Source organism: Wenxinia marina DSM 24838 (assembly GCF_000379485.1).
GTDB lineage: Bacteria > Pseudomonadota > Alphaproteobacteria > Rhodobacterales > Rhodobacteraceae > Wenxinia > Wenxinia marina.
This window is the reverse complement of sequence record NZ_KB902282.1, coordinates 1-16,413: the sequence shown is the minus strand read 5'-3', so window position 1 is coordinate 16,413 and position 16,413 is coordinate 1. Positions and strand designations below refer to the sequence as shown.

At 70.9% G+C, this 16,413-nt stretch carries 19 protein-coding genes, 1 tRNA gene, 1 other RNA gene and 1 pseudogene; 12 read left to right on the top strand and 10 right to left on the bottom strand.

Annotation, left to right across the window (positions count from 1 at the left end):
* Nucleotides 1–16: 16 nt before the first annotated feature.
* From A37W_RS0106180 to A37W_RS0106155, 6 genes are all read left to right on the top strand, one after another.
* Nucleotides 17–991 (top strand): calcium/sodium antiporter, encoded by a 975-nt coding sequence (locus A37W_RS0106180; RefSeq protein WP_018302153.1) that lies wholly within the window; start codon nt 17–19, stop codon nt 989–991.
* Between the two features lie 258 nt (nt 992–1,249).
* Entirely contained in the window at nt 1,250–2,380 is a 1,131-nt protein-coding gene (gene ribB / locus A37W_RS0106175) for a 3,4-dihydroxy-2-butanone-4-phosphate synthase (RefSeq protein WP_018302152.1), read from the top strand.
* Entirely contained in the window at nt 2,380–2,913 is a 534-nt protein-coding gene (locus A37W_RS0106170; protein WP_018302151.1) for a 6,7-dimethyl-8-ribityllumazine synthase, read from the top strand. Before ribB ends, A37W_RS0106170 begins: the two co-directional genes overlap by 1 nt.
* Complete coding sequence (gene nusB, locus A37W_RS0106165; protein WP_018302150.1) at nt 2,910–3,377, top strand: transcription antitermination factor NusB; 468 nt, start codon at nt 2,910–2,912, stop codon at nt 3,375–3,377. The genes A37W_RS0106170 and nusB overlap by 4 nt, the downstream gene beginning before the upstream one ends.
* A 20-nt stretch (nt 3,378–3,397) precedes the next feature.
* The gene (locus A37W_RS0106160) at nt 3,398–3,712 is read left to right on the top strand and encodes a hypothetical protein (RefSeq protein ID WP_018302149.1); all 315 of its coding nucleotides are present in this window, start codon (nt 3,398–3,400) and stop codon (nt 3,710–3,712) included.
* Complete coding sequence (locus tag A37W_RS0106155; protein ID WP_018302148.1) at nt 3,687–4,241, top strand: HdeD family acid-resistance protein; 555 nt, start codon at nt 3,687–3,689, stop codon at nt 4,239–4,241. The genes A37W_RS0106160 and A37W_RS0106155 overlap by 26 nt, the downstream gene beginning before the upstream one ends.
* A gap of 28 nt (nt 4,242–4,269) precedes the next feature.
* Here A37W_RS0106155 and ssrS read toward each other — a convergent pair.
* Both ssrS and A37W_RS24010 read right to left on the bottom strand, forming a co-directional pair.
* A non-coding RNA gene (gene ssrS / locus A37W_RS23150) (6S RNA) lies at nt 4,270–4,425 on the bottom strand.
* Nucleotides 4,426–4,478: 53 nt separating this feature from the next.
* Nucleotides 4,479–4,640, bottom strand: coding sequence for a hypothetical protein (locus tag A37W_RS24010; protein ID WP_018302147.1), 162 nt, complete (start codon nt 4,638–4,640; stop codon nt 4,479–4,481).
* Nucleotides 4,641–4,782: 142 nt separating this feature from the next.
* Here A37W_RS24010 and A37W_RS0106145 point away from each other — a divergent pair, with 142 nt between their 5' ends.
* A complete protein-coding gene (locus A37W_RS0106145; protein ID WP_018302146.1) occupies nt 4,783–5,259 on the top strand; it encodes an MmcB family DNA repair protein in 477 nt (158 codons plus the stop codon).
* Nucleotides 5,260–5,314: 55 nt separating this feature from the next.
* Here A37W_RS0106145 and A37W_RS0106140 read toward each other — a convergent pair whose 3' ends face one another.
* Nucleotides 5,315–5,518: a DUF6324 family protein gene (locus tag A37W_RS0106140; RefSeq protein ID WP_018302145.1), complete on the bottom strand. Its 204-nt coding sequence runs from the start codon at nt 5,516–5,518 to the stop codon at nt 5,315–5,317.
* A gap of 423 nt (nt 5,519–5,941) precedes the next feature.
* On the opposite strand from A37W_RS0106140, the gene A37W_RS0106135 reads away from it, so the two are divergent.
* Nucleotides 5,942–6,018: transfer RNA gene (locus A37W_RS0106135), tRNA-His, on the top strand.
* Here the strand turns inward: A37W_RS0106135 and A37W_RS0106130 are convergent.
* Entirely contained in the window at nt 6,019–6,321 is a 303-nt protein-coding gene (locus A37W_RS0106130; RefSeq protein WP_018302144.1) for a DUF6476 family protein, read from the bottom strand.
* On the opposite strand from A37W_RS0106130, the gene A37W_RS0106125 reads away from it, so the two are divergent.
* The 4 genes from A37W_RS0106125 (at nt 6,320) to A37W_RS0106110 (ending at nt 9,836) form a co-directional block, all read left to right on the top strand.
* On the top strand, nt 6,320–7,321 hold the full coding sequence (locus tag A37W_RS0106125; RefSeq protein ID WP_018302143.1) for an RluA family pseudouridine synthase: 1,002 nt from the start codon (nt 6,320–6,322) through the stop codon (nt 7,319–7,321). The genes A37W_RS0106130 and A37W_RS0106125 overlap by 2 nt on opposite strands.
* 172 nt (nt 7,322–7,493) lie before the next feature.
* A complete protein-coding gene (rpoH, locus tag A37W_RS0106120) occupies nt 7,494–8,390 on the top strand; it encodes an RNA polymerase sigma factor RpoH (protein ID WP_026198331.1) in 897 nt (298 codons plus the stop codon).
* Nucleotides 8,391–8,553: 163 nt separating this feature from the next.
* Entirely contained in the window at nt 8,554–9,537 is a 984-nt protein-coding gene (locus A37W_RS0106115) for a Gfo/Idh/MocA family protein (protein ID WP_018302141.1), read from the top strand.
* The gene (locus tag A37W_RS0106110) at nt 9,534–9,836 is read left to right on the top strand and encodes a DUF4389 domain-containing protein (protein ID WP_018302140.1); all 303 of its coding nucleotides are present in this window, start codon (nt 9,534–9,536) and stop codon (nt 9,834–9,836) included. Before A37W_RS0106115 ends, A37W_RS0106110 begins: the two co-directional genes overlap by 4 nt.
* A gap of 86 nt (nt 9,837–9,922) precedes the next feature.
* Here the strand turns inward: A37W_RS0106110 and A37W_RS0106105 are convergent, their stop codons facing one another.
* From A37W_RS0106105 to A37W_RS21080, 6 genes and pseudogenes are all read right to left on the bottom strand, one after another.
* A complete protein-coding gene (locus A37W_RS0106105) occupies nt 9,923–10,426 on the bottom strand; it encodes a GNAT family N-acetyltransferase (RefSeq protein ID WP_018302139.1) in 504 nt (167 codons plus the stop codon).
* The gene (locus tag A37W_RS0106100) at nt 10,423–11,010 is read right to left on the bottom strand and encodes an NUDIX domain-containing protein (protein ID WP_018302138.1); all 588 of its coding nucleotides are present in this window, start codon (nt 11,008–11,010) and stop codon (nt 10,423–10,425) included. The genes A37W_RS0106105 and A37W_RS0106100 overlap by 4 nt, the downstream gene beginning before the upstream one ends.
* Nucleotides 11,007–12,821 carry a M3 family oligoendopeptidase gene (locus A37W_RS0106095; protein WP_018302137.1) on the bottom strand — a complete coding sequence of 605 codons (1,815 nt, stop codon included), beginning with the start codon at nt 12,819–12,821 and terminating at the stop codon, nt 11,007–11,009. The genes A37W_RS0106100 and A37W_RS0106095 overlap by 4 nt, the downstream gene beginning before the upstream one ends.
* 345 nt (nt 12,822–13,166) lie before the next feature.
* The gene (locus A37W_RS0106090) at nt 13,167–14,756 is read right to left on the bottom strand and encodes an ATP-dependent DNA ligase (protein WP_018302136.1); all 1,590 of its coding nucleotides are present in this window, start codon (nt 14,754–14,756) and stop codon (nt 13,167–13,169) included.
* A 127-nt stretch (nt 14,757–14,883) separates the two neighbouring features.
* On the bottom strand, nt 14,884–15,900 hold the full coding sequence (locus tag A37W_RS0106085; protein ID WP_018302135.1) for a ligase-associated DNA damage response exonuclease: 1,017 nt from the start codon (nt 15,898–15,900) through the stop codon (nt 14,884–14,886).
* A gap of 290 nt (nt 15,901–16,190) precedes the next feature.
* Nucleotides 16,191–16,413, bottom strand: a pseudogene (locus A37W_RS21080) (hypothetical protein); the annotation flags it as partial.

The window sequence follows — 16,413 nt, the reverse complement described above, 5'->3', positions numbered from 1 at the left end:
TCAAGGGGAGGTCGTGATGTTCGAGGTGTGGGTGCCGCTGGTCGGAGGTCTCGTCCTCCTGATCGCGGGGGGAGAGCTGCTGGTGCGCGGCGCGGTGCAGGTGGCGACGCGGTTCGGCGTCTCGCCCCTGGTGATCGGCCTGACGCTGGTCGGCTTCGGCACCTCCACGCCCGAGCTGGTGACCTCGGTGCAGGCCGCCCTCGCCGGCGCGCCGGGCATCGCCTACGGCAACGTCGTCGGCTCCAACATCGCGAACGTGCTGCTGATCGGCGGGGTGGCGGCGCTGCTGTTTCCGATCGCCGTCCAGTCGTCGACGCTGAAGCGCGACGGCGCCGTGATGGTGGCGGTCGCGCTGGTCTTCGCCCTCCTCGCCGCCGCGATGCCCCTCGGCCGCGCGGTCGGGGCGGCGTTCGTCGTGGCGCTGGTCGTCTACATCTACACCGCCTTCCGGCAGGAGCGGACGGCGACCGTCGACCACGGCGCGGCCTACGAAAAGGGCGCCGCCCTGCAGGACGCCGATCCCGGCACCCGGCCCCGCGCCTCCGGAAGCGCCCTCGTCGCCGCCGGAATCGCGATCGGCGGCCTCGTGCTCGTGGTCCTCGGCGGCCGGTTCCTCGTGGACGGCGCGGTCGCGCTGGCGCGGGGCTTCGGCATCTCCGAGACGGTGATCGGCCTGACCATCGTCGCCGTCGGCACCTCCATGCCGGAACTCGTCACCTCGGTCGTCGCGGGGCTCAAGCGGCAGGGTGACGTCGCCTTCGGCAACATCGTCGGCTCCAACATCTACAACCTTCTCGGCATCGCCGGCGCGACCATGCTGATGGCGCCGGGGCCGGTCCCGGCCGAGATCGTCAGCTTCGACAACCTCGTCATGGTCGGCGTTTCGGTCCTGCTCGTCGGTTTCGCCTGGACGGGCCTGCGGATCGCGCGGTGGGAGGGGGCGGTCCTCCTCGCCGGCTATGGCCTGTATGTGTGGAGCATCTGGCCCTGAGGGGGCTAGGGCGTCCGCCGCACCGGGCGCGCCGGGCGTCTCGGGGTCCCGGGTCAGGCCCGGGACGGGTGGTCTGCGGCACCGGATACGCCGGAAGACCCGCCCCGGCCCCGAGCCGGGGCCTCGCGCGGTGATGGCCCCCGCCTCGCACCTCTGGCGCTTACTCCCCCCGGCAGCACCCGTCCGCACAGCCCCTGCGCGTCCCGGCCCTTTCCAAGCGGCGGGGCAGCCGCTATCTCGGCCCCGCAAGGAGAGCCCATGTCCACAGCCTACGAACAGCCCGGTCCGGTCGAGCGCGACTGGTCCGACGCGATCTCCTCGGTGGAGGAGATCATCGAGGAGGCCCGCAACGGCCGCATGGTGATCCTCGTCGACCACGAGGACCGCGAGAACGAGGGCGACCTGGTGATCCCGGCGCAGATGGCGACGCCGGAGAAGATCAACTTCATGGCGACCCACGGCCGCGGCCTCATCTGCCTCGCCCTGCCGGGGCAGCGGGTGGACCAGCTCGGCCTGCCGCTCATGGCGTCCTACAACTCGTCCCGGCACGAGACCGCCTTCACCGTCTCGATCGAGGCGCGCGAGGGCATCTCCACCGGCATCTCGGCGCACGACCGCGCCCGCACCGTCGCCGTCGCCATCGACCCGTCCAAGGGGCCCGCCGACATCGCGACGCCGGGCCACGTCTTTCCGCTCCGCGCCCGAGAGGGCGGCGTCCTCGTCCGCGCCGGCCATACCGAGGCGGCGGTCGACCTCTCCCGCCTCGCCGGCCTCGCGCCCGCGGGCGTCATCTGCGAGGTGATGAACGAGGACGGCACGATGTCGCGCCTGCCCGAGCTCATCGCCTTCGCGCAGCGCCACGGGCTGAAGATCGGCACGATCAGCGACATGATCGCCTACCGCCGCCGCCACGACAATCTCGTCCGGATGCGGACCGAGGAGACGATCACCTCCGAGTTCGGCGGCGAGTGGCGGCTGCGGATCTACGCGGACGAGACGCAAGGGGCCGAGCATATCGTCCTGGTGAAGGGTGACATTTCGGGCGACGACCCGGTGCTGGTGCGGATGCACGCCCTCGACCCCATGCTCGACATCGTCGGCGCGGGCGGGCCCGGCCGCCGCAACGAGTTCGGCGACGCGATGGAAGCCATCGCCGCCGAGGGACGGGGCGTCCTCGTCCTGCTGCGCGACCTGCACATGACGCTGCACCCCGAGGGCGGCGCCTCGCCGCAGACCCTGCGGCAGTACGGCCTCGGCGCGCAGATCCTGTCGTCGCTGGGGCTGCACGACATCGTGCTGCTGACTAATTCGCCCCGCCCCAAGGTCGTCGGGCTCGAGGCCTACGGCCTCAGCATCGTCGGCACCCGCCCGATCGGAGGAGGCCGCTGATGGCCGGACCCGCCCACGAGACCCTGCCGCGCCCCGACTTCGACGCGCCGGTGAAGGTGCTGATCGTCACCGCGCCGTTCTACCGCGACATCGCGGACGGCCTGCTCGCCGGCGCCCGGGCCGAGCTGGAGGCGGCGGGCGCGACCTGGGAAGAGATCGTCGTCCCCGGCGCGCTGGAGATCGGCCCCGCGATCGGCATGGCCGGGCGGCTGTCCAACTTCGACGGCTACGTCGCGCTCGGCTGCGTGATCCGCGGCGAGACCACGCATTACGAGACAGTCTGCGCCGACAGCTCGCGAGCGCTGACGCTGCTGGGGCTGTCGGGCCACTGCATCGGCAACGGCATCCTGACGGTGGAGACCCACGAGCAGGCAGCGGTGCGGGCCGACCCGGGCGGCCAGAACAAGGGCGGCGGCGCGGCCGCCGCGGCGCTGCACCTGATCGCGCTGGGCCGCAAGTGGGCCGGCGCGCGCAGGGACGTCGGCTTCGGCCGCGGCGTGCAGGTCGCCGGCGAGGACGGGCCGCTGGCATGAGCGCGAAGTTGGAAGCCAAGCGCCTCGCCCGCAGCGCCGCCCGGCTCTACGCCGTGCAGGCGCTCTACCAGATGGAAGTGTCGGGCCAGACTGTCGAGGCGGTCATGCGCGAGTTCGAGGATCACCGCTTCGGCGCCGTCTACGACGAGGGCGAGATGGCCGAGGGCGACGTCGACACGTTCCGCGGCCTGCTCGACGCCGCGGTGAACGAACAGGCACGCATCGACCAGATGACCGACCGGGCGCTCGTCGCCAAGTGGCCGATCGCGCGGATCGATTCGGTGCTGCGCGCGCTGTTCCGCGCCGCGGGGGCCGAGCTGGTGATGAAGAAAACGCCGCCCAAGGTGGTGATCGTCGAGTTCGTCGAGGTGGCCCGCGCGTTCTTTCCCGAGGGGAAGGAGGGGGGCTTCGTGAACGCGGTTCTCGACCACATGGCCCGCGAGGCGCGCCCCGAGGCGTTCTGAGCCCGGCCGGAGGCCCCGCGATGCCGTCCCTGATCCGCCTCTACGTGGTCAACTGCGCCATCGGCTTCGCCGTCGCGGCCGCGCTGGTGGCGCTGCTTCTCGCCCTGAACGTCGGCAACCTCGGCCATCTCGTGACGACCTCGCCCGACGGTCTCCTGGCAATTCTGATGCTGTGGGTCGCCAACGGCATCGTCTTCGCCGGCGTCCAGTTCGGCCTTGCCGTCATGGCGCTCGGCTCCGAGGATGAAGCGTCGGGCGGCCCCCGTGGCGGCCTGCGCCAGTACGTCCCGATCCGCGCGAGAGTGCCCCATGACCGACCGGCCGACCCTTCCTGAGGACCTGCGCGCCGCCATCGCCGAGCATCGCGGGCGGTTCACCTTCCTCGGCTGGGCGCTGATCGTCCTCGGCGTGCTGGCGATCCTGTTCCCGCTCGTCGCCTCCATCGCCGCCAAGGTGCTGATCGGCTGGCTGCTGCTGCTGAGCGGCGCAATCGTCCTCTATTCCGCCTTCCAGGCGCGGCGCTGGCGGTCCGCTCTGGCCACGGGCGCAATCGGCGTGCTGCAGATCGCCGCCGGCGTCTATCTCGCCTTCTTTCCGCTGACCGGGCTGATCGGCCTGACATTCCTCATGGCGATCCTGTTCCTCGCCCAGGGCGTGATGGAGCTGATGCTGTGGAACCAGCACCGCCCGGCCGGGCGGGGCGCGGGGTGGCTGCTGTTCTCGGCGATCTGCTCGGTGGCGCTGGGCGTGCTGCTGATCCTCGGCCTGCCGGGCACCGCGCTCTGGGCGCTGGGCCTGATGCTGGGAATCAACCTGCTGAGTTCGGGGGTGTCGTTCCTGACGCTGACCCGCATGGCGGGCTGATCGTCCGGGGCCGTCAGGGCAGGGTGTGGCGGGCACCACTCGCACCGTGGGGTGCTGCATTCCCGAGGACCTGTGTATACAGGTGGGCGCCAGGTAACCGGACCAGGGCCCGGTCAGAGCCAGCTCCCTCGAGAGTGATTAAGGCCACCGGAATCGACCCGTGTCACGCATGGAGCAGGAACCCGCCACTGCATGAAGTAGGGCGCGGCGGGGCCGCCCGCAAGGGGGCGGCGGCGGTTACTCGGCAGCGGCCGGACCGGTGTCCAGCAGCCAGCCGCCCGGTCCGACGACCGAGGCCGGCAGGAGGTACAGAAGCCGCTCGGCGACGCCCACGGCGAGGAGCGAAACCACGACCTCAAAGCAGGTCACGTCCGCGATGAAGGCGGTCAGCGTGGTCATGGGGCGGCTCCTCTCTCCAGCTGTTAACCTTTTGCCGGTCGTGTGGGGCGGAAAGGTGGCGAGGCGGGGGAGATGACGGGGCGCACCACCTCGTGAGCGTCGCCCGCTTGACGCATGTTCACGGATTGTTCAGATTTGCCCCATGCCCGACGACAGCCTCCTCCTGCCCGACGCGCCGGTCCTGACGCCGGGCCAGCGGCTCGCCCGCGGCGTCTGCCGTCACCTTCTCGGCCACGACTTCGTCACGGTGGAGGAGCTGGTGCCGACGCCGGGCCTGCGGGTCGACGTCATGGCGCTGGGGCCGAAGGGCGAGATCTGGGTGGTCGAGTGCAAGTCCAGCCGGGTCGACTATACGTCCGACCGCAAATGGCAGGGCTATCTCGACTGGTGCGACCGGTTCTTCTGGGCGGTGGACGAGGCGTTTCCGACGGACCTGCTGCCCGAAGGGACGGGCCTGATCATCGCCGACGGCTACGACGCCGAGATCCTGCGCATGGGGCCCGAGACGCGGCTCGCCGGGGCGCGGCGCAAGGTGATGCTGCAGAAGTTCGCCCGCCACGCCGCGCTGCGCGCGCAGGCGGCCCGCGATCCGGGCGTCAGCCTGTCCGCCTGGGGCTGAGACGTCGGGGAGAGCGGCGGCGCCGCGGCCGGGCGAGTCGCCCGCGATCTCGCCGTCAGCGTTTCCGCTTGGATCCGACCCCGCGCGCGGCCTTCGCCGCGGCGAGGATTTCCTCGGCGATCTCCTCGGCCTCCTCCGGCTCGAAATCCATCGGGATCTCGACGCCGCCCGAAGCCTCGATGAACAGCCGCACCATCCCGCTGTCGGTCGGGCCGATCTGCAGGTTCGCCTCGATGTCGCGTTCTGTGTTGATGCCCATGTCCGGTCTCCGCGGGAGGTGGGGCAGGAAATAGCGCCGCGGCGGAAGCATCGCAAGCGGCGGGGGCGGGGGCCGACTCACGGATCAAGGCGGCAGAAAGCCCGCCCCGCCCGGAACAGCCGCGCCAGCGGCCCGGGCAGCGTCTTTGCCGCCCCCCGGGCAGACGCCTCCTGTCCACCTGCGATACGCCCAGGGTCATCCGGGGCCGCGAGATAAACCGCCCCCACCGCAGCGTCGGTGCGTCCGACCGCGGCCAGACGCAGCCCTGCTGTCGTTCGGCGACATGTCCCGAGACCAGAAGAGTCGGCAGCGACAAAGCGTCGGGTGCCGGTATCGGCCCCGGCGGACCTGCCGGGCAAATCCCTCACCTCGACCGCCAGCCCCTTGATCGGCGCCGCCGACCGGGGTAGGAGGCGCGCCAGTGCCGCCTTAGCTCAGTTGGTTAGAGCGCTGGATTGTGGATCCAGAGGTCCCCTGTTCAAGCCAGGGAGGCGGTACCATCACTCCCGCTCTACGGCGACGGTCTGCCTCAGCGCCCCCGTGGCGCGGTCGTAGATCAGGATCTCGTCCCCGTCCGTCACCACGGCGAACCAGTCCGTCCCTTGCGTGAACGCCCGCGCCTCGGCGCCCTCGGGCAGGCTCACGCGGTCGGGCAGAGGCAGGGGATCGGCGTTCAGGCGGATGACAAGCGCCGCGATCAGCACTAGGAACCCGGCGATCATCACCACGGTCAGCACCGTCACGAGGCGCCGCAGATAGGCGACCTGCGGCGGCAGGACCTCTTGCTCGGGATCGTCCGCCATGGACAGCGTCTCCTTCCGGATCGGGCCGTCGCCGCCCGGGCGCCTTGATAAGGCGCTGGCCCGCGACGTGCCAGAGGCGGCGGCCCTGAGCCGCTCGCGCCTCGCGCGGCTGATCGCGGACGGCGCGGTGCGCGTGGACGGCGCGGTCGTCACAGACGGCAAGGCGGCGGTGGAAGAGGGGGCGGAGGTCACGGTCGCGGTCGGCCCGCCGGAGGAGACGCACCTCTCGGCGCAGGCGATCGCGCTCGACGTCGTGTACGAGGACGCCGACCTCATCGTGGTGAACAAGCCCGCCGGGATGGTGGTCCACCCCGCCCCGGGTTCGCCCGACGGGACGCTGGTGAACGCGCTGATGCACCATTGCGGCGACAGCCTCTCGGGGATCGGTGGCGAGCGGCGGCCGGGCATCGTCCATCGGATCGACAAGGACACGTCCGGCCTCCTCGTCGCGGCGAAGTCCGACCGCGCGCATCACGGCCTCGCCGACCAGTTCGCCGCCCACTGCGTGGAGCGGCACTACGCCGCGATCTGCCACGGTGTACCCGAGGTGGGCGATCCACGCCTGCGCGGCGTCCGCGGCGTCAGCGTGGAGCCCGGCGGGATCGTCAAGGTGCAGAGCCTTCTGGGGCGTCACAGGACGGACCGTCAGCGGCAGGCGGTCAGCTTCGACCAGGGCCGGCACGCGGTGACGCGGGCGCAGGTGGTGGAGGATCTCGGCGCCGCCGCGCTGCTCGACTGCTGGCTCGAGACGGGGCGGACCCACCAGATCCGCGTGCACCTCGCCCATGCCGGGCACGGGCTGATCGGCGATCCGGTCTATGGCGGGCGGCGCAGACTGCCTGCGGCTCATCCCGGCGCCGCCGAGGCGGAGGCGTTCCCGCGACAGGCGCTCCATGCCGCGACGCTGGGCTTTGACCACCCCGTCACCGCAGAGGCGCTGCGGTTCGAGGCGCCTCTGCCGGAGGACCTGCGGGCGCTGATCGCGGCCCTCCGCGGCTGACGACCTCCGCATATTCGCAGGGTGGGCATGCGCGGGGCGGTATGTCGCAGGGTCGGAACATAGGGTACGACGGATTCATTCTTTGTGAACGTACGAATGCTATGGGCTTGAACGGCCCGTTACCGCTCCCATATGGATGTTAAGTCCATTTACATGATCAGGAGGGACATGGATGGCGAGTTATGCGTCTCTTCCGGCACCGTCCCCGGAACAGGGCCTGAACCGGTACCTGCAGGAAATCCGCAAGTTTCCCATGCTGGAACCGGAAGAGGAGTACATGCTGGCCAAGCGCTGGGTCGAGAACGAGGATCGCGAGGCCGCGCACAAGATGGTCACCTCGCACCTGCGCCTCGCGGCCAAGATCGCGATGGGCTACCGCGGTTACGGCCTGCCCCAGGCCGAGGTGATCTCCGAGGCGAACGTCGGCCTGATGCAGGCCGTGAAACGCTTTGACCCCGAGAAGGGCTTCCGCCTCGCGACCTATGCGATGTGGTGGATCCGCGCCTCGATCCAGGAATACATCCTGCGCTCGTGGAGCCTGGTGAAGCTCGGCACGACATCGGCGCAGAAGAAGCTGTTCTTCAACCTGCGCAAGGCCAAGGCCCGCATCGGCGCGCTGGAGGAGGGTGACCTCCGCCCCGAGAACGTGGAGCGGATCGCCCACGACCTCGGCGTGACCGTGGACGAGGTGGTCTCGATGAACCGGCGCCTGTCGGGCGGCGACGCCTCGCTGAACGCGATGGTCGGCGCCGACGGCGAAAGCGCGACCCAGTGGCAGGACTGGCTGGAGGATGAGGACGCCAACCAGGCCGAGGACTACGCCGAGCGGGACGAGCTGGAATCGCGGCGCGAGTTGCTGGCGCAGGCGATGGACGTGCTGAACGACCGCGAGCGCGACATCCTGATGCAGCGCCGCCTCTCGGACGAGACCGTGACGCTCGAGGACCTCTCCGGCCGCTACGACGTCAGCCGCGAGCGGATCCGCCAGATCGAGGTGCGTGCCTTCGAGAAGCTGCAGAAGCGCATGCAGGACCTCGCCAAGGAGCGCGGGATGCTGGCGTCGGCCTGAGGCCGGCGCCGCGTTCCGGTCCCCGTCCAACTGGGGCTCGATTGAGTGTCGCCCCGGCGGCGCCATTCCGCTGTCGGGGGTCGCCTCAGGGCGGGATCCACGCCCGGGCTTTTCCCACGGTCGATTATGTCGTTTCCTGCGCCCCGCACGACCCGGAGGGAAGATGACAGACCCGATCCGCTGGGGCATCCTCGGCGCCGCCAATTTCGCACTGACCCACATGGCCCCCGCGATTCACGCGGCCCGCGACGCCCACCTCCTTGCGCTCGCCACGTCCGACCGGGCGAAGGCCGCGCCCTTCGCAGCCCTCGCACCGGGGCTGCGGGTGCATGACGGCTACGACGCGCTCCTCGCCGACCCGGACATCGAGGCGGTCTACGTCCCGCTGCCCAACACGCTGCATGTCGAATGGGCGCTGAAGGCGCTGGACGCGGGCAAGCATGTCCTCGTCGAGAAGCCGGTCGCGATGCGGGCCGCGGACATCGACGCCGTCATCGCCAGACGCGACGAGACCGGCCTTCTGGCCGCGGAGGCGTTTATGATCGTGCATCACCCGCAATGGGTGAAGGCGCGCGAGATGCTGGCCGACGGCGCCATCGGCGAGTTGGCCCATGTCGACGTCCGCTTCAGCTACAACAACCCCGACCCCGGCAACATCCGCAACCGCGCCGACGTCGGCGGCGGGGCGATGTCCGACATCGGGGTCTACGCCCTCGGCGGCGTCCGCTTCGCCACGGGGGAAGAGCCGGAGACGATCCGCTTCGCCGACGTGGACATCGAGGGCGGCGTCGACGTCTTCGCCCATTTCGCCGCTGACTTCCCGTCCTTCTCGTACGACGGTCTCGTCTCCACCCGCCTCGGCCTGCGGCAGGAGGTCGTCTTCCACGGCCGCACCGGCGTCCTCACCCTGCCGGTGCCGTTCAACGCAAACGTCTTCGGCGAGGCGCGGCTGGTGCTGGAGCGGCCGGGTATGGAAGTCACCACCTGGCGGTTTCCGGGGGTCAATCACTATGTCCTTCAGGTCGAGGCGTTCGGCCGCTCGGTCCGCGACGGCGTGCCGTTTGCGTGCCCGCTGGAGTTCAGCCGCGGCACGCAGGCGGCGATGGACGCCGTCCTGAGCAAGGCGCGGGAGGGAACGGGCCGATGATGACCGACGACGACAAGGCGATGGGCCGGATGACCGGCGAGCAGCCCGAGGCCGAAAGCGAGGGCCTGCTCCTGCGCCTCGTCTACATGATCCTGATCGCCGTGATGCTGTCCCTCGCCTCCACGATCCTGACGGTGGCGACGGTGATCCAGTACGTCGTCATGCTGCTCAAGCGGGGCGAGCCGAACGCCGAGATCGCGGAGTTCGGCACCTCCCTCGGCATCTGGATCGCCAAGGCGGCGCGCTATCAGACCGCCGCGTCCGACGTGAAGCCCTGGCCCTGGACCGAGCTGGACTGACGGCGCGGGCCCGGCGCGTTGCAGGATACCCGCCCCGGACCTGATCCGGGGCCCCGGCGATAGGGGCACACCGAGCCCGACCGTCGTCAGACCTCCGCCGAACCGCCCACTGCGAGCTTCAGCGGCAGCTCCAGGATCGCCTGCGGACCGGACCGGCCGCCCTCCGCCACCTCGCCGGTGTCGCGCCAGCCGCAGGCGAGGTACAGCGCCGTCGCCACCGGATTGCGGTGGTTCACCGTCAGCCGGACCCGGTCCACCCACGGATAGCGCCGCCGCAGGTAGGCCGGCAGCGCCTCCAGCGCCGCCCGGCCGTAGCCCCGGCCCTGGTACTGGTGCCCGATCAGCATGCCGCGCAGACCGTAATCGTCCGGTCCGGCGAAGCCCGAATCCTCGCCGTAGGCGCGGTCGATCTTGAAGAACCCGACCGCCTCGTCGCCCGCCCGGATCACGTGGAAATCCACGCTCTCCCGCGTCTCCCCCACCATCTGCCGGATCGCGCCGACGAAGCTGTCCTGCCCGGGACCGAGCCGCAGGTGCAGCACCTCGTCCACCGCGTCGCGGGGCAGGGGGGCGAGGACGACGTCGCTCATGCGCCCGCCCGCTCCAGCGCGAGATGCTGCAGCAGCATCACCGTCTTGGCGTCGCGGATGCGGCCGTCGCGGACCATCTCCATCGCCGCGCCGAAGGGCACGTGCAGCACCTCGATGTCCTCGCCCTCGTCCGCCGCGCCGCCGCCTTCGCCGGCCTGCGCCTCGCGGCGGTAGCGGCCGGTGAAGCAGGCGACGTACTCGCTCACCGACCCCGGCGACATGATCAGGTCGGAGACGTGCCGTAGCGGCCCGACCTCGTAGCCGGTCTCCTCCATCAGTTCGCTGCGCATTCGCTCCGCCGGGTCCGCACCCTCCAGCAGGCCGGCCGGTACCTCGATCAGGTAGGGGTCCTGGCCGCTGATCTGCATCGGCAGCCGGAACTGCCGGATCAGCAGCACCGTGTCCGCCGCCTCGTCGTACAACAGCGCGGCGGCGCCGTGGCCGCGGTCGTAGACCTCGCGCACCTGGCGCTGCCACGTCCCGTCGCGCAGGCGCAGATCGTAGGTATAGCGCGTCAGCCGCCCCCAGGCGGCCGACAGCACCTCCTCGCCCACCGGGCGGAAGGTGCCTGCGTCGGCGGTCATTCCTCCATCGCCTCCAGTTCGTCGATGAAGCCCTCGATCATGTTCAGGCCCTTGTCCCAGAAGGCCGGGTCCGACGCGTCGAGGCCGAAGGGCGCCAGCAGCTCCTTGTGGTGCTTTGACCCGCCGGCCTTCAGCATCGCGAAGTACTTCTCCTGGAAGCCGTCGTCGCCCTCCTCGTAGGCGGCGTAGAGCGCGTTCACCAGGCCGTCGCCGAAGGCGTAGGCGTAGACGTAGAAGGGCGAGTGCACGAAGTGCGGGATGTACGCCCAGAACGTCTCGTAGCCCGGCGCGAACTCGAACGCGTCGCCGAGCGATTCGGCCTGGATCGACATCCACAGCGCGTTGATGTCGTCCGGCGTCAGCTCCCCGTTCGCGCGGGCGGCGTGCAGCTTGCACTCGAAGTCGTAGAACGCGATCTGCCGGACGACCGTGTTGATCATGTCCTCGACCTTGCCGGCCAGCAGGACCTTGCGCTCCGTCTTGTCCTTCGCCTTGGCGAGCAGCTTGCGGAAGGTCAGCATCTCGCCGAACACGCTCGCCGTCTCGGCCAGCGTGAGCGGGGTGGAGGACAGAAGCTCGCCCTGGCCCGCCGCCAGCACCTGGTGAACGCCGTGGCCCAGCTCGTGCGCCAGCGTCATCACGTCCCGCGGTTTGCCCAGGTAGTTCAGCATCACGTACGGGTGCACCTCGGTCACCGTCGGGTGCGCGAAGGCGCCCGGCGCCTTGCCCGGCTTCACCGCGGCGTCGATCCACCCGCGGTCGAAGAACGGCCCGGCGAGGTCGGCCATCCGCGGGTCGAAGGCGGAATAGGCGTCCATCACCGTCGCCTTCGCCTCGTCCCAGCCCACGACGCGTTTGGTCTCCATCGGCAGCGGCGCGTTGCGGTCCCAGACCTGCAGCGTGCCCAGGCCCAGCCATTTCGCCTTCAGCCGGTAGTAGCGGTGCGACAGGCGCGGATAGGCGGCGACGACGGCGTCGCGCAGCGCCTGCACCACCTCGGGCTCGACGTGGTTGGACAGGTGCCGGCCGGTCTGCGGCGTCGGCATGCCGCGCCAGCGGTCCTCGATCTCCTTCTCCTTGGCCAGCGTGTTGTGGATGCGGGCGAAGGTCTTGAGGTTCTGCCCGAACACCTCGGCCAGCGCGTGCACCGCCGCCTCGCGCTTGGCGCGGTCCTGCTCGGTCATCAGGTCGAGGGTGCCCTCGATGTTCAACTCCTCGCCGTCGACATGGAAGGTCAGGCCCGCGATCGTCTCGTCGAACAGCTTGTTCCAGGCGCTGGCGCCGACGGTGGACTGGTCGTGCAGGAACCGCTCCATCTCGTCCGACAGCTGGTAGGGCTTGAGCGCCCGCATCCGGTCGAAGACCGGCTTGTAGCGGTGCAGCTCCTGGCTCTGGTTCAGCAGCCGCTCCAGGTGCTCGTCCTCGAGCCGGTTGAACTCCAGGCTCCAGAACACCAGCGGCGTCGTGAACGAGGTGATCCGGTCCTGGCAGTCGGACAGGAACTTGGCGCGGCCGGCATCGGTCGTCAGCTGGTAGTAGCGCAGGCCGGCGTAGGACATGATCCGCCCGGCGATCACGTCGATCCGCTCGTACCGCTTGACCGCGTCCAGCAGCCCCTCGGCATCCAGCGTCGCCAGCTTGCCCTCGTAGTCGTGCGCGAACTCGGCGCAGGCGCTTTCCAGCCAGTCGAGGTCGCGCTTCAGCTCGGGCGCGTCCGGGGCGGCGTAGAGGTCCGTGAGGTCCCACTCGGGCAGGTCGCCGAACCGGTTGGCGCCGCCGCTCGCATCGGCGTCGAAGACGGGATTGTGCATGGGGTCGGCCTCCTGTCGGTGTCGGCCCGAGATAGGCCAGAGCGGCGCGGGGGGAAAGGGCGGAGGGGGCGAGACGCGGCAACGGGGTCGGGCACGGCAGGAGTGCCCTCGGGCCTGGGCCCGCCCGGAACAGCCGCGCCAGCGGCCCGGGCAGCGTCTGGCCGCCCCCCGGCCAGACGCTTCCTCGCCACCTGCGAGACGATCACTGTCAAGCGGAGCGGCGCCATAAATCTCAGACCAGCATCGTCGGAGCGCCTGGCCGCGGCCAGCCGCTGCCCTCGCGTTGACCCCCGGGCCAGCACAGAAGTCCCGGCTCAAGCCCGGGACGGGCGCCGGTTGGACCGTTCACCCGTACGCCGCCAGCATCTCCTTCAGGTGCTCCAGCGTGTCGATCTCGCCCACCGGCTTGTCCTTCCGCCAGCGCAGCATCCGCGGAAACCGCAGCGCGACCCCCGACTTGTGCCGCGGCGAGGCCTGGATGCCCTCGAACGCGATCTCGAAGACCTGGGTGGGCGGCACCTGCCGCACCGGCCCGAACCGCTGCAGGGTGTTGCGCCGCACCCAGGCGGTGATCTGCCGGAACTCGGCGTCGGTCAGGCCGGAATAGGCCTTGGTGAAGGGCACGAACTCGTCGCCATCGGACACCGCGAAGGTGAAGTCGGTGAACAGGTTGGCCCTGCGCCCGGACCCGGCCTGGGCGTAGACCATCACCGCGTCGATCGTCAGGGGGTCGACCTTCCACTTCCACCAGTCGCCGCGCTTGCGGCCCGACAGGTACGGCGAGGCGCGCCGCTTCAGCATCAGCCCCTCGGCGCCGAGATCGCGCGACGCCGCCCTCTCTTCGACGAGCATGTCGAGATCGGAGAAGTCCACCCCCGGCGACAGCCGCATCGGCGCCCCCGGAGGCAGGGTTTCGACAAGCCGAGCCAGCCGCGCCCGCCGCTCCTGGAACGGCACCTCGCGGATGTCGGCGCCGCCCTCCTCCAGCAGGTCGTAGGCCATAAGGATCACCGGCGCCTCGGCGAGCAGCTTCTTCGGCACGGTCTTGCGGCCGATCCGGGGCTGCAGCCGCGCGAAGGGCAGGGGCGCGTCGCCGTCCCAGGCCAGCACCTCGCCGTCGATTACGGTCCCGGGCGGCAGGCGGTCGGTCAGCTCGGCCAGCTCGGGGAAACGGTCGGTCATCAGGTCCTCGCCGCGGGACCACAGGTAGTGGTCGCCGCCGCGCAGGATCAGCTGGCCGCGGATGCCGTCCCACTTGCGCTCGGCGAACCAGTCGGCGGGGTCGCCGAGGTCGCCGGGGTCGTCCAGCTGGTAGGCGAGGTAGAACGGATAGGGCCGGCTGGCGTCGGCCGTCGGGTCCGGCGCCTCGATCAGCCCCTTCCATGACGTGTTGGCCGGGGTCCACGACCCCATCAGCCGGTGCTGCAGCTCCGCCTCGGGGACGTCACTCGCCTGCGCCAGCGCCCGCGTCACCAGCCGGGCGGAGACGCCGACCCGGAAGCCGCCCGTGAGCAGCTTGGTGAAGAGCAGCCGCTCCGCCGGCGCGAGCCGGTCCCAGGCATCCAGGATGCCGGCCTTGCGGGCCGGCTCGTCCTGCTTCGACAGTCGCCCGATCTCGGCGATCCAGAAGCTGAGGGACTCGTCGCTCGACCGCGTCGGCGGCGGCAGGATCAGCGAGATCGTCTCGGCCAGGTCGCCCACCACGGCGTAGCTGTCCTCGAACAGCCAGAGCGGCAGCCCCGCCGCCTCCGCCGCCCAGTCCCGCAGCCGCCCGGCGGTGATCGTCCGCCGCGGCCTGCGACCGGTGAAGAGCGCCAGCGTCCACAGCTTGTCCGCCTCCGGCGCCTCGCGGAAATAGTCGGCCAGCGCCGCGACCTTGGCGTTGGTCTTCGTCGTCTGGTCGACGGCGGCGAAGAGGGCGGCGAAACGTTTCATGGCGGGGGGCTCCGACGCGCGGGGCCCCGGCTCAGGGCCGGGGCGGGGTCATCTCCACCCGTCCCGGGCCTGACCCGGGACCTCGCCCTCCACGGGGTCGGGTCCATACGGCGACTGGCTGCCACCCTCACGACGCCTCCTCCACGCCTGCATCCTCCGCCGCCTCGTCCCCCTCCCACTCCGTCGCCACGATCCCCGCGTCGTAGCCTTCACCCTCCAGCCAGCGGCGGAAGCTCGACGTGTAGCCGTGGGTGACGAAGACCCGCTCCGCCCCCGTTTCGCGGATCGCGGCGTTCAGCCCGTCCCAGTCGGCGTGGTCGCTCACGACGAATCCCCGGTCCGCCGCCCGCCGCCGCCGTACGCCGCGCAGCGCCATCCAGCCGGAGGCGAAGGCCGACGACACCGTCCCGAAGCGCCGCGCCCACGGCGTGCCGAGCGCGCTGGGCGTCGCGATGACGAGCGCGCCGGAATAGTCCTTCACGTTCGTCTCGGGCGTCACGCGGATCGTGTCCGGCAGCGCGATCCCCTGCGCGCGCAGCGTCTCGTTCACGTTCTCGACCGCGCCGTGGGTCAGGATCGGCCCCGCGGGATCGACCATCGCCAGCAGCCGCTGCGCCTTGCCCAGCGCGTAGGCGCCCAGCATCGACACCCGCCCCGCCGCCCGGTTCGCCGCCCACCAGCCGTCGATCTGCCGCTTCAACTCGTCCTGCGGGGTCCAGCGGAAGACCGGCAGGCCGAAGGTGCATTCGCTGACGAAGGCGTGGCAGGACACCGGCTCGAACGGGTCGGACAGGCCGTCGGGCACCACCTTGTAGTCGCCCGAGACGACCCAGACCTCGCCCTGCACCTCGATGCGGATCTGCGCCGAGCCCGGCACGTGGCCCGCCGGATGGAAGCTGACGTCCGCTTCGCCGATCCGCCGGACCTCGCCATAGCGGATCGTGTCGAGACGGATGTCCTCGCCGAGGCGCTGGCGGATCACCGGCGCCGCGATGTCCGTGGAGAGGTACGCGTCCATGCCCCAGCGCGCGTGGTCGCTGTGCCCGTGGGTGACCAGCGCCTTCGCCACCGGCCGCCAGGGGTCGATGTAGAACCCGCCGGCCTCGCACCAGATGCCGCGGTCGGTGAAGCTGAGAACGCCCATGGGCGACAGGATAGCGTCGGCGCGGGCGCGGGCGAGGGGGCGGAGTGCGCGTGCGGATGGACAGGGGGCGGCGTCCGTCCGCAGGCAGACGCTCCGGCGGCGCGGCCCGAGTCCTTTATCTGCCCTCCGCTGGACGACCACCAAGGTCTCGCACGGAGTGCGGAAGCGTCTGGACCCGGGGGGCGTCGAGGCAATGCCCGCGCCGCCGAAGCGGCTGCGGTCCAGACGGAGGCTCAGGTCGAAGGCATTTTAAGCCCTCCCGTCCCGGGCCTGACCCGGCAACTGTAACCTCAGGGGTTGGCTGTCGCGTAATCCTTGGCGTCGCGGAGCATGGCGTTGAGGACGGTGAGGAGCTTGCGTGCGACGGCGATGATGGCCTGCTTGGGACGCTTTCCGGCGGCCTCGAGGCGGGCGCGGAAGGCGGCGAAGGCAGGGTCCCGGCGCGAGGCCTGCAGGCCGGCGAGGTAGAGCAGCGAGCGGATCGCCGGTCGGCCGCCGGCGATCCTGCGGGGC

What these genes read in the sequence shown, in the direction of transcription:
- A37W_RS0106180 (WP_018302153.1), top strand. Translation starts at nt 17, where the DNA reads ATGTTCGAGGTGTGGGTGCCGCTGGTCGGAGGTCTCGTCCTCCTGATC.
- rpoH (WP_026198331.1), top strand. Translation starts at nt 7,494, where the DNA reads ATGGCGAGTTATGCGTCTCTTCCGGCACCGTCCCCGGAACAGGGCCTG.
- A37W_RS0106115 (WP_018302141.1), top strand. Translation starts at nt 8,554, where the DNA reads ATGACAGACCCGATCCGCTGGGGCATCCTCGGCGCCGCCAATTTCGCA.
- A37W_RS0106160 (WP_018302149.1), top strand. Translation starts at nt 3,398, where the DNA reads ATGCCGTCCCTGATCCGCCTCTACGTGGTCAACTGCGCCATCGGCTTC.
- A37W_RS0106085 (WP_018302135.1), bottom strand. Translation starts at nt 15,900, where the DNA reads ATGGGCGTTCTCAGCTTCACCGACCGCGGCATCTGGTGCGAGGCCGGC.
- A37W_RS0106100 (WP_018302138.1), bottom strand. Translation starts at nt 11,010, where the DNA reads ATGACCGCCGACGCAGGCACCTTCCGCCCGGTGGGCGAGGAGGTGCTG.
- A37W_RS0106095 (WP_018302137.1), bottom strand. Translation starts at nt 12,821, where the DNA reads ATGCACAATCCCGTCTTCGACGCCGATGCGAGCGGCGGCGCCAACCGG.
- A37W_RS0106140 (WP_018302145.1), bottom strand. Translation starts at nt 5,518, where the DNA reads ATGGGCATCAACACAGAACGCGACATCGAGGCGAACCTGCAGATCGGC.
- nusB (WP_018302150.1), top strand. Translation starts at nt 2,910, where the DNA reads ATGAGCGCGAAGTTGGAAGCCAAGCGCCTCGCCCGCAGCGCCGCCCGG.
- A37W_RS0106145 (WP_018302146.1), top strand. Translation starts at nt 4,783, where the DNA reads ATGCCCGACGACAGCCTCCTCCTGCCCGACGCGCCGGTCCTGACGCCG.
- A37W_RS0106105 (WP_018302139.1), bottom strand. Translation starts at nt 10,426, where the DNA reads ATGAGCGACGTCGTCCTCGCCCCCCTGCCCCGCGACGCGGTGGACGAG.
- A37W_RS24010 (WP_018302147.1), bottom strand. Translation starts at nt 4,640, where the DNA reads ATGACCACGCTGACCGCCTTCATCGCGGACGTGACCTGCTTTGAGGTC.
- A37W_RS0106130 (WP_018302144.1), bottom strand. Translation starts at nt 6,321, where the DNA reads ATGGCGGACGATCCCGAGCAAGAGGTCCTGCCGCCGCAGGTCGCCTAT.
- A37W_RS0106110 (WP_018302140.1), top strand. Translation starts at nt 9,534, where the DNA reads ATGATGACCGACGACGACAAGGCGATGGGCCGGATGACCGGCGAGCAG.
- A37W_RS0106125 (WP_018302143.1), top strand. Translation starts at nt 6,320, where the DNA reads ATGGACAGCGTCTCCTTCCGGATCGGGCCGTCGCCGCCCGGGCGCCTT.
- A37W_RS0106155 (WP_018302148.1), top strand. Translation starts at nt 3,687, where the DNA reads ATGACCGACCGGCCGACCCTTCCTGAGGACCTGCGCGCCGCCATCGCC.
- A37W_RS0106170 (WP_018302151.1), top strand. Translation starts at nt 2,380, where the DNA reads ATGGCCGGACCCGCCCACGAGACCCTGCCGCGCCCCGACTTCGACGCG.
- A37W_RS0106090 (WP_018302136.1), bottom strand. Translation starts at nt 14,756, where the DNA reads ATGAAACGTTTCGCCGCCCTCTTCGCCGCCGTCGACCAGACGACGAAG.
- ribB (WP_018302152.1), top strand. Translation starts at nt 1,250, where the DNA reads ATGTCCACAGCCTACGAACAGCCCGGTCCGGTCGAGCGCGACTGGTCC.